Origin of the sequence: Marinobacter excellens LAMA 842 (genome assembly GCF_001574445.1) — a bacterium.
Classification (GTDB): Bacteria; Pseudomonadota; Gammaproteobacteria; order Pseudomonadales; family Oleiphilaceae; genus Marinobacter; species Marinobacter shengliensis.
The window spans coordinates 38,852-49,062 of sequence record NZ_LOCO01000018.1 but is presented as its reverse complement, the minus strand read 5'-3'; the positions used below and the strand labels follow the sequence as shown (position 1 = coordinate 49,062).

The 10,211-nt window shown below is 57.8% G+C and carries 10 protein-coding genes; 3 read left to right on the top strand and 7 right to left on the bottom strand.

The window, feature by feature from the left end; all coding sequences use genetic code 11:
* Positions 1 to 228: 228 nt before the first annotated feature.
* Positions 229 to 1,545: a tRNA 5-hydroxyuridine modification protein YegQ gene (yegQ, locus tag J122_RS14410; protein WP_061332964.1), complete on the bottom strand. Its 1,317-nt coding sequence runs from the start codon at positions 1,543 to 1,545 to the stop codon at positions 229 to 231.
* 187 nt (positions 1,546 to 1,732) lie between these two features.
* Between yegQ and J122_RS14405 the strand changes: the two genes are divergently transcribed.
* Positions 1,733 to 2,089, top strand: a complete 357-nt coding sequence (locus J122_RS14405) for a helix-turn-helix transcriptional regulator (protein ID WP_061332963.1) — start codon at positions 1,733 to 1,735, stop codon at positions 2,087 to 2,089.
* Here the strand turns inward: J122_RS14405 and fabB are convergent, their stop codons facing one another.
* From fabB to J122_RS14390, 3 genes are all read right to left on the bottom strand, one after another.
* A complete protein-coding gene (gene fabB / locus J122_RS14400) occupies positions 2,090 to 3,301 on the bottom strand; it encodes a beta-ketoacyl-ACP synthase I (RefSeq protein ID WP_061332962.1) in 1,212 nt (403 codons plus the stop codon). It abuts the gene before it with no gap.
* Positions 3,302 to 3,312: 11 nt separating this feature from the next.
* Complete coding sequence (gene fabA, locus J122_RS14395) at positions 3,313 to 3,822, bottom strand: bifunctional 3-hydroxydecanoyl-ACP dehydratase/trans-2-decenoyl-ACP isomerase (RefSeq protein WP_061332961.1); 510 nt, start codon at positions 3,820 to 3,822, stop codon at positions 3,313 to 3,315.
* A 202-nt stretch (positions 3,823 to 4,024) separates the two neighbouring features.
* Positions 4,025 to 5,209 carry an NnrS family protein gene (locus J122_RS14390; protein ID WP_061332960.1) on the bottom strand — a complete coding sequence of 395 codons (1,185 nt, stop codon included), beginning with the start codon at positions 5,207 to 5,209 and terminating at the stop codon, positions 4,025 to 4,027.
* A 125-nt stretch (positions 5,210 to 5,334) separates the two neighbouring features.
* Between J122_RS14390 and J122_RS14385 the strand changes: the two genes are divergently transcribed.
* Positions 5,335 to 5,712 (top strand): SirB2 family protein, encoded by a 378-nt coding sequence (locus J122_RS14385; protein ID WP_058092613.1) that lies wholly within the window; start codon positions 5,335 to 5,337, stop codon positions 5,710 to 5,712.
* 5 nt (positions 5,713 to 5,717) lie between these two features.
* Here J122_RS14385 and J122_RS14380 read toward each other — a convergent pair whose 3' ends face one another.
* The gene (locus tag J122_RS14380) at positions 5,718 to 6,539 is read right to left on the bottom strand and encodes an ion transporter (protein ID WP_058092614.1); all 822 of its coding nucleotides are present in this window, start codon (positions 6,537 to 6,539) and stop codon (positions 5,718 to 5,720) included.
* Positions 6,540 to 6,755: 216 nt separating this feature from the next.
* Between J122_RS14380 and J122_RS14375 the strand changes: the two genes are divergently transcribed.
* On the top strand, positions 6,756 to 8,108 hold the full coding sequence (locus J122_RS14375) for a hypothetical protein (protein WP_061332959.1): 1,353 nt from the start codon (positions 6,756 to 6,758) through the stop codon (positions 8,106 to 8,108).
* Between the two features lie 28 nt (positions 8,109 to 8,136).
* Here the strand turns inward: J122_RS14375 and J122_RS14370 are convergent, their stop codons facing one another.
* The gene (locus J122_RS14370; protein WP_061332958.1) at positions 8,137 to 8,595 is read right to left on the bottom strand and encodes an EVE domain-containing protein; all 459 of its coding nucleotides are present in this window, start codon (positions 8,593 to 8,595) and stop codon (positions 8,137 to 8,139) included.
* An 18-nt stretch (positions 8,596 to 8,613) separates the two neighbouring features.
* Positions 8,614 to 9,969 carry an MFS transporter gene (locus J122_RS14365; RefSeq protein ID WP_061332957.1) on the bottom strand — a complete coding sequence of 452 codons (1,356 nt, stop codon included), beginning with the start codon at positions 9,967 to 9,969 and terminating at the stop codon, positions 8,614 to 8,616.
* Between the last annotated feature and the right edge of the window lie 242 nt (positions 9,970 to 10,211).

Here is a 10,211-nt window from a genome sequence, read left to right as displayed (position 1 = left end):
CTTTCACCTCGTTGTCGGTGGTCGCCATGATCGTCGCTCCGTAATTCTCTCATCTGGGGCTTGGTGCCTGAGTGGCGGGTGGGGCTTTGTTGGCTGGCCCGCTTTCCCGTTGTTTCTGGCGAGTGATTATACAATACCAGAGTAATTTAGTCAGGTATTAAATCGGTCGATCAGGGATTATACCTTAATCGGCCCTCAGGGCACTAAGGGCCGACCGAAGGCGGGAGGTCAGCTGTGGGCAGGCAGGATGCGGGTCAGGTAGCTGAACTGTAGGGATTCCGGCAAGTCTTCGGGCCTGGGGATGCGCACAAAGTGGCCGCTGCCCGGTGCGTAGTCCATGGCTTCGCCGTTGCGGTTTTCCATGGAGCTGGCGCTGAAGCGCAGGTTGCCGGCCGGGGTGATGAGTTCGAGTTGGTCGCCGGGGGCGAATTTGTTTTTGACGTCGATGGTGAGCCATCGGTCATCCGCATCGGTAATGGTGCCTACCACTTGCTGGGTGCCGAGGTAGGAGGAGCCCTGTTCGTAGGTCTGGTATTCCTGGGGTACGTGGCGGCGGAGGAAGCCTTCGGTGTAGCCGCGGTTCGAGAGGGCTTCGAGTTCGTTCATCATGTGCATGTCGAAAGGTTTGCCGGCGAGGGCGTCGTTGATGGCCTGGCGGTAGACCTGGGTGGTGCGGGCCACGTAGTAGGTGCTTTTGGTTCGGCCTTCGATTTTCAGGGAGTGGACGCCCATGTTGACCAGTTCGGCGACGTGCTGGACGGCGCGGAGGTCTTTGGAGTTCATGATGTAGGTGCCGTGTTCATCCTCGTAGGCGGGGATGAAGCCGCCGGGGCGGTTGGGTTCTTCCAGGAGGATTTCTTTGGGTTCGTATGTTTCCACGGCGTTGGCGGAGGTGGCGATCAGGTCGCCGGTCTGGTCGTGGCTGTGTTGTACCGGTTTGTAGTTCCAGCGGCAGGCGTTGGTGCAGGCGCCCTGGTTGGCGTCGCGGTGGTTCATGTAGCCGGACAGCAGGCAGCGGCCGGAGTAGGCCATGCATAAAGCACCGTGCACGAACACTTCCAGTTCCATCCCGGGGACTTTTTCGCGGATCTCGCGGATTTCATTCAGGGCCAGTTCCCGGGACAGGATGACCCGGTTGATGCCCTGGCGGCGCCAGAATTCGACGGTGGCCCAGTTGACGGCGTTGGCCTGGACTGAAAGATGGATCGGTTGGTCCGGCCAGTGTTCCCGCACCAGCATGATCAGGCCCGGGTCAGACATGATCAGGGCGTCGGGCTTATGCTCCAGCACTGGCGCCAGGTCTCGCAGGTAGCTGCGTACCTTGTCGTTGTGGGGGGCAATGTTGGAGACCAGATAGAACTGTTTGCCAAGTTCGTGAGCCCGTTCAATGCCAGCGCCAAGGGCTGCAATGTCTTTGAAACTGTTGTTCCTTACTCTCAGCGAGTACCGTGGTTGGCCGGCATAGACGGCATCGGCGCCGTACGCGAAAGCGGTTTCAAGGTGTTCGGGGGTGCCGGCAGGCGCGAGCAGTTCCGGGGTGGTCATGGGGGCTCCGGGTGGTTCTGGTAATCAGTGGTTGCAGGAAGGGCATCATGAAAAATGTGGATTTTGCCCTAAACTGAGTGCATCGCCATTGATCTTGCTCAAAAGTCGTATTGATTGATCTCGGCTAACATGTGTACGCTGACAAACTTTCACAGTGGATTAAAACAGAATGGCAGGGGGAATTGGCATGGCATCGGAGCCTCTGGGGCCTGAGGTTTCAAAGCGTTCACTGAGTAATCGGGTCAGTGTGCTGATCCGGCTTCAGTTGGCGCGTGGCAAGGTGGGTGTGGAGGCGGTGGCAGGGCAGCTGAACATGAGTCGCTACACGTTGCACAAGAAGCTGCGGCAAGAGGGGCTGACGTTTGCGTCGCTGCTGGAGCAGGTGCGCCGTGAGCAGGCCATCACCTACATGAAGGATAAGACCAAGCCGCTGGTAGAGATTGCCGAACAGCTTGGTTTTTCGGAACTCAGCGCATTCAGCCGGGCGTTCAAGCGCTGGATGGGCACTCCGCCGGCTGAATATCGCTCGCTCAGGCTGTCCTGATCAGACTTTTTTGAAGATCAGGGTGGCGTTGGTGCCGCCAAAGCCGAAGCTGTTGCTCATCACCAGGTCCAGGTTCTGGTTGTCCTGACGTTCCCGAACGATGGGGTAACCTTCGGCGCCTTCGTCCAGGTTCTGGATGTTGGCAGACGGGGCAATAAAACCTTCCCTTTGCATGATCAGGGTGTAAATGGCTTCGTGCACGCCAGCGGCACCCAAAGCATGGCCGCACAGGGGCTTGGTGGAACTCAGTGGCGGGATCTTGTCGCCAAAGGTGTCCTTCAGAGCTTTCAGCTCGGTGATGTCACCGGCCGGGGTGCTGGTGCCGTGGGTATTGATGTATTTGATCTCACCGCCAGCCTGCGCCATGGCCTGCTTCATGCAGCGAACTGCACCTTCACCGCTCGGGGCGACCATATCGGCGCCGTCAGAGGTAGCGCCAAAGCCGACCAGTTCGGCCAGGATGGTGGCGCCGCGGGCTTCTGCGTGCTCCAGGGATTCCAGTACCAAAGCACCTCCACCGCCGGAAATAACAAAGCCGTCGCGGTCCGCATCGTAGGTGCGTGAGGCCAGTTCCGGTGTGTCGTTGTACTTGGTGGATAGCGCGCCCATCGCGTCGAACATCAGGCTCAGAGTCCAGTGAATGTCCTCACCACCACCAGCCAGCATGACTTCCTGACGGCCCAGGGCGATCTGATCTGCCGCGTGGCCAATGCAGTGGGCACTGGTGGCGCAGGCAGAGGTGATGCCGTAGTTGATGCCGGTAATACCGAACGCGGTGGTAATGGATGCGTTGATCGCGCTACCCATGGTGCGGGGCACCCGATAAGGGCCTACCCGGCGAATGCCTTTGTCGCGATGGGTGTCGATGGCGTCCAGAAGCTCCACGGTGGAGGCGCCGCCAGTACCAAATACCGCACCGGTGCTGTTGGCACGAACCTGTTCGTCGGTCAGGCCTGCCTGTTCGATGGCTTCTTTTGCTGACAGGTAGCAGTAGCCAGCCGCCGGCGACATGAAGCGCCAGATCTTGCGGTCGATCAGTTCCGACAGGTTCAGGTCGATCTTGCCCGCAACGTGGCTGCGCAAGCCGTTGTCTCTGGCCTCTTCGCTGAAGGCGATGCCGGAGCGGGATTCCCGAAGGGACTGGGCTACTTCTTTCTGGTTGGTTCCGAGGCTGGAGACAATCCCCATGCCGGTTACAACAACGCGACGCATCGTGCTAACTCCTAAAAGTCATCAGTAGATGTGAACAGGCCAACCCGAAGGTCTTTGGCGGTGTAGATTTCCCGGCCGTCGACTTCCATACGGGCATCCGCAATTGCCATGGTCAGCTTACGGCGGATGAGGCGTTTGATGTCCAGGCGGTAAGTAACCTTTTTGTTGGTCGGCAACACCTGGCCAAAGAATTTCACTTCGCCGGCACCCAGGGCGCGGCCTTTGCCTTCGCCACCAGTCCAGGCCAGAAAGAAACCCACCAGCTGCCACATGGCATCCAGGCCCAGGCAGCCGGGCATCACCGGGTCGCCCTGAAAATGCACTTTGAAGAACCAGAGGTCCGGGTTGATGTCCAGTTCGGCCACCAGGCTGCCTTTGCCGAATTCACCGTCGTCTGCCGCAATGTGGGTGATGCGGTCTACCATCAGCATTTCATCGATGGGCAGGCGCATGTCGCCCGGGAACAATTCGCCGTGACCACAGCGGATCAGGTCTTCTTTGTCAAAGTGATCAGGATACATATTGCCTGTGTCTCTGTTGCAGAATCATTTCTTCTACTTTAGCGCTTATCGCCAGAAGAGCTATTGACCTTTAGTGGATGATAGCCGGCGTGAAGTTCCTCTTGGTTTGGAAATAGTTCGCAGAAATCCTGTTTTGATGGTCATCAAGGTGCTCGCGCGGGAGGCTTGCTACTTTGGTCGCGCCTATGGGTTTTGAATCTCTCTACCCCTCTCGGCCATCGGCTCTGGGGCTGGCCAGTACACCGGTGTAGCGAACCAGGAAGATAGTGTAGGCGATCACCCACAGCGCGGTGCTGGTGCCGATGCCGGGGTGCCAGGGAATGACATCAAATGCGGTGATAACTCGAATAACCGCCGCCAGTTGCACCGCCACAAAAGCCAGAACCATGCCTTTGGGTAAAATCAGTGGGCGGCCGGTGTGACCCAGGGAGACCCGGGCGATCACGCCCAGAATCAGGCAGCCAACGGCGCCGGTACCCGCGGCGTGGGTCCAGGCATTGCTTGGCCAGCCTGCCAGCAAAGAACCGGCGAGTAACAGCAAGGCCACCGGTACCCAGAGAATGGACAGGTGCAGTATCCACAACAAGGGTTCACTGCGCACCAGCCAGCCTTTCCAGTTTGCCAGGCGAACCAGCATCAGCACGGCAGCCACCACCGCCAGTATGGCGGTTACCGTTTGCCACCCGGTAATCAGTGAGGCCATCAGCAGGATCATGGAGAACACCGCTGCCATATCCAGGGCTGGAATCATTTTGACAGCCTCGGCGTTGCCGCCTCGCTGGCGAAGCCAGCCGGCGGAGAAGGCTGGTGTAATACGGCCGCCAATGATGCTGATCAGGGCCATGGCCATAATCAGCGCGCCATAGCTGAAGGACATATCCAGCCGGGTCACAAAGCCGATCTGCATCAGCCAGAGCAGCCCCAGTACCACCAGTATCATCACCTGCCGTTTCTGCCGGGCTTTCCAGACACGCCAGCCGGCATCGATCATCACCAGCGGCAGGAAGGCGAGGTTGACGCCCTGCACCAGCCATTCCGGCAGGTTGCCGCCAAAGGCCAGGAGCAAGCGGCCAGCCAGCCAGACGCCCCAGAGACCCACCAGCAGTGAGCCATGGGTGCGTTCGGTTTGGGTCCAGACACATACCGCCGTCAGCAGAAAGCCCGCGATAGCCGCCGACAGGAAACCGAACAGCATTTCATGCTGATGCCAGAACAGGCCGGGCATAGCCAGGGGTAGTCGTACCGTACCGGTCACTTCCAGCACCCAAAGGGGGATGGCGACAATGGCCAGTACGGTCATAGACAGGAAGAAAATCCGGAATGGGTAACTGAAGAGCTGGCTGACGCTGGCGGAGGCGCGCTCAGGAGAGGCTGGAATGGACTGCATAACTAATCTCCCAAATACATGTATGTGCAGTATATGTTAAAGGTGATGGGATCGAGAAACCATACCTGCTTGGGGGTATTTTGCGTACAATGCGAGCATCATTTTGATTAGGAAAGGAATGTTCTATGAGTGCCTACGTATTGCTGAAGATGCTGCACATGGCCACCGCCTACCTGACGATTCTCCTGTTTGCTCTGCGGTTGGTCCTTGATGCGGCGGGTCGACCGGGCTGGCGGCAAACCCCGATGCGGTTTATTCCCCACATCAACGACACCATTTTGCTGGTGTCTGCCATCTCCCTGTTGTTTGTGGTCGGTTACATCCACGCCATGCCGGGCTGGCTGATTGCCAAGATTGTGCTGCTGATTGGTTACATTATTGCCGGCGTGTTTGCCTTGAAAACCACCGTGGCCAAGCCGGTGCGAATTGTCGCTTCTATTCTGGCCCTGGCCCAGGTGCTCGCGATTCTTCACCTGGCCATGGCCAAACCGTTCTTTGGCTAAAACGCCTATTTCCTCTCGCTGATCTGCCTGGTCAGCTCCTGGAGCTGCTGTTGAACAGCCTGGAGCTGGCGGGCGATCTCGTCCCGCTCGTCGTGGGCTTTCTCGGCTTCCTTGGCGTTCTGCTCTTCGCCCATCACTTCCAGTATTGCCCCGATCATCATGTTCAGAAACACAAACGCCGTCAGGAATATAAAGGTGAGGTAGTAGATCCAGCTTAACGGGTAGACCTCCATGGTGTCGTACATCACGTCAGTCCAGTCTTCAAACGTGGCGACGCGGAACAGAGTCAGCATGGCAATAGACACATCCCCCCACAGGAACTCGTCAATATCGGCAAAGAACATGGAGCCCATGGCCGCATAGATGTAAAAGATGATGAACATCAGCAGGGCGATGTAGCCCATGCGGGGGATGGCTTTGAGCAAAGAATTAATCAAAAAGCGCAGCTCAGGCACTACCGACACGAGCCGCAGCACCCGGAACACACGCAGCAGACGGCCGAGCAGCACAGCTTCGGCGTTATCCAGCGGAATCAGGCTGCCGATCACCACCAGGGTATCAAACAGGTTCCAGCCATCGAACAGGAAGCGTTTCTTGTTCTGGCAGACACCAAAGCGGAACAGGATCTCCACCAGGAAGAACAGAGTGATGGCGTTGTCCAGAACGCTCAGGCTTCGCTCTACCAGTGGTGGGACATCGTAGGTTTTGGCACCGGTGGTCAGCGCTGAAAGAATGATGATGGCAATCACCGCGCCCTGAAAGAGTTTGCTGGACTCAATGCGGCGCAGTTGCTCAAAACCGGAAACAGGGCTTAGTTCGGACGACATGGTAAACAAAGGCTCCAGAAAATTCGCGAGGAGCCGGATTCTAAAGCGCCGGGAGGGTATTGGGTAGCCTGAATGTTGATCAGCATTGGCCTGTGAGAGATGTATGCGTTTTATAAACAGTGCTTATTTCACATGATCAGAATTATTCATTCGTGCTATGAGGAAAGGGTTTCCATAATCAGGTGACTCACAACAAATACAAGAGAGTGACTTCCCATGGCAGAAAGACCTGAGTTAGCCGGCTGGCGCTGGGGCCCGTTTACCTTCCGCGTGCCGTTCTACCATACCCGGTTATGCTGGTCGGAGTTTCTGCAGGGGCTCTTTGTCTCTGCGGCGACCGGCCTGGCTTTGATACCGGTGATGACAGCCTTTTTCGGTTTGAGTTTTGAGGAGGCGGTTGCGCTTTCCATGATTCATGCTTCCTTGATAGCTTCGGCAGTCATTGTTTTCGGCGAACCCTACGCGGGCGGTTGGATTACGCCTGCCTTGCCGTTAATTCTTGCATTTGTGATCGGTGGCTACGACGACCCGGTCAGCCGGTTCCAGGCCATGACCGCCCTGAGCCTGGTGTTTGCCGCTCTGGTTCTGATGCTGGGCATTACCGGCTTGGGGCGGCGATTCATTATCTGGCTACCTGACACCCTGAAAGCGGGCATTATTCTGGGCGCCTCCATCGCCGCCCTCAAGCGGGTGTTCGTGGACGACGCCGAGCGTTTCCTGCTGGAACAGCCGATTGCGACAGGCCTGGCTTGTGCCATTTGCCTGATTTTCACCTTCTCGGTGCCGATGCAAAAACTGAAGGCACGAAGCCGGTTCTTCTTCATCCTGGGGGCGTTGGGTTTGTTGCCGGGCTTTCTGGCCGCCGCAATTATCGGGCCGCTGGTGGGTGAGGTGAGCTTTGATATCCAGTGGGGCTTTGTGGTGCCGCCATTGGGAGAGGCGCTGGCCAAGGCATCGCCACTGGTCAATGGCTGGCCGTCACGAGAGATGATCATCCAGAGTATTCCGCTGGCCCTGATTGCCTATATCATCCTGTTCGGTGACCTGGTTACCGGTAATGAAGTGCTGCGGGAAGGTCTGAAAGTCCGCAAGGACGAGCACATCGACATTAACCTGAACCGCACCCACTTTTCCCTGTCCATCCGCAACGCCATCATGGGCATTGTGGCACCGTTCTTCCCCACTCAGGGCGCGGTCTGGACCGGCGTGCACGTTATCGTGGTCCAACGCTGGAAGCAGGGGCCCAAGTCCATGAACAGCCTGCACAGTGGGCTGGCGTCTTATTACCTGATGGGCCTGCCGTTTATTTACTTCCTGCTGCCATTGCTGACTGGGCTCAAGCCCCTGCTGGGCGTGGCGTTGTCCCTGACTCTGGTGCTCACCGGCTTTGCCTGTGCCTACATCGCCATGTCGATACCCCGGGATAATGCATCACGGGGCACTGTGGTGCTGATTGGCGCGGCGCTGGCGTTTTTTGAACCCTGGCAAGGCTTGTTGCTGGGTGTAGTGGCTACTCTGGCATTGGTCGGCTGGGACCGGAGCCCTGACCCGATTCCCCACGACGAATGAGGTGGTGCACAGGCTGGATCAGCAATGGCTATCCAGCCTGTTTCAGAATGATCTGCCACTCTTCATCACTGACCGGCATCACCGACAATCTGCTGCCTTTCTTCACCAGCGGCAGGTTGTCGAGCCCCGGCAGGGCTTTCAGTTCATCCAGTGGGATCAGGCGCGGTAGTTTGCGCTCAAAGGCCATATCCACCGCCTGCCAGCGGGGTTTTTCCGGCGTGCTTTTGCTGTCGTGATAGGGCGATTCCGGATCAAACTGACTGGGGTCCGGGTAGGCGCTGCGGGTGACGGTCACGATGCCGGCAATGCCAATGTGCTTGCAGCTGGAGTGATAGATAAACACCTCATCACCTTCTGCCATCTGTGCCATGAAATTGCGCGCCTGGTAGTTACGCACGCCGTCCCACGGAATGCTGCCGCCGGACTTGTCGGCAAAGTCGTCAATACTGCATTCTGAAGGTTCTGTTTTTACCAGCCACTTGGCCATGGGCAAGGTCTCTCGTTGTCAGGACTGCTGTGGCGGCTTCACCAGTGGTGTTTCCTGGTGCTGCCGGCTGAGTGGGTAGAACAGTTGCGGCGAGGCCAGTTCCGGAAGGTCTGTGCGTTCTTCATGGGCCGCCCACTCGGCCCGTTCCGCCTTGCGAATCGCATAGTGCATCCAGGCCAGGGCAGTGGCGACAATGATGAACATCAGCATGAAACTGCTTTGCCAGACGCCGGTCATGTCGTTCAGCACACCGAACGCCAGTGGCAACAGAAAGCCGCCGATCCCGCCAATCATACCGACCACACCGCCTACCGCGCCAACATGCATAGGGTAGTACACCGGGATGTGTTTATACACGGCCGCCTTGCCCAGGGACATAAAGAACCCGAGCACGAAGGTCAGCACCACGAACAGCGCCAGAGTGATCTCGAAACTGAAGCGGATGTCGCCCTCAATGCCGTGGATAACGTACTCCGTTGGCGGGTAGCTGAGCAGGAAGGTGCATATCACTGAGGCCGTGAAGGTCCAGTACATCACCCGGCGGGCGCCGTAACGGTCAGATAGCCAGCCGCCGAGGATGCGGAACAGGGAGGCGGGCACTGTGTACATGGCGGCGATCATGCCGGCGGTCTGGATATTCAGCCCATAAACGCCGATCAGGTAATGGGGCAGCCAGAGCGCAAGGGCGACGAAGGCACCAAAAACAAAGAAATAGTAGAGCGCGAAGCGCCAGACCCTGAGTTCTTTCAATGGCGCCATTTGCTCGGCAAAGGATTTTTGCTCGGCGTTGGCCCGTGCTTGTGCCAGGGGGTCGGTTTTCGCCAACACAATAAAGAAAACACCCATCAGTGCCAGCACCAGGGCGTAGATCTGGGCGGTTTTTTCCCAGCCGAAGGCAACCATCAGGAAAGGCGCACCAAAATTGGTGACCGCCGACCCCACGTTGCCCGCCCCGAAAATACCCAGTGCTGTGCCTTGCCTGGAGGGCTCGAACCAGGCAGCGGTGTAGGCAACCCCCACGATAAACGCGCCGCCGGCCAGGCCAACGCCCAGGGCGCCGAGCAGCATCATCGGGTAGGTGGTGGCAAAGGTCAGCAGGTAAACACAGGCCGCTGTTGTCAGCATCAAAATGCCGAATACCCAACGCCCACCGTAACGGTCTGTCCAGATGCCCAAAAAAAGACGGCTGATAGAGCCGGTCAGAATCGGTGTGGCCATCAACAGGCCAAGCTGGGTGTCGGTCAGGCCCAGCTCTTCGCTGATACGGATGCCGATGATGGAGAAGATGGTCCAGACCGCAAAGCAGAGGGTGAACGCAAAGGTGGATAACCCCAGCGCCCGGTACTGGTCTTTGGGTGTCGGAGTGGTGGTCATGGCCGCTCTCGAACGGTGTGAATGGCTTCAGGTAAACGATATCAAATATGTTGGTTTGGCTTCTGGTGCATTGGAGGTACCTCCTGCTGGGTGCAGTGGTGGTACGGGTTCTGGGGCTATAACGCGGAAGGGGATAGCTGCGGGGTTTCTCTGGTGGGGTACCCGAAGAACCTCTTGATGTACGTCAATTATGGGGCCCGCGCGCTGTGGGGTAATGCTGAGGAAAGTCAAAGTCCTGCCGG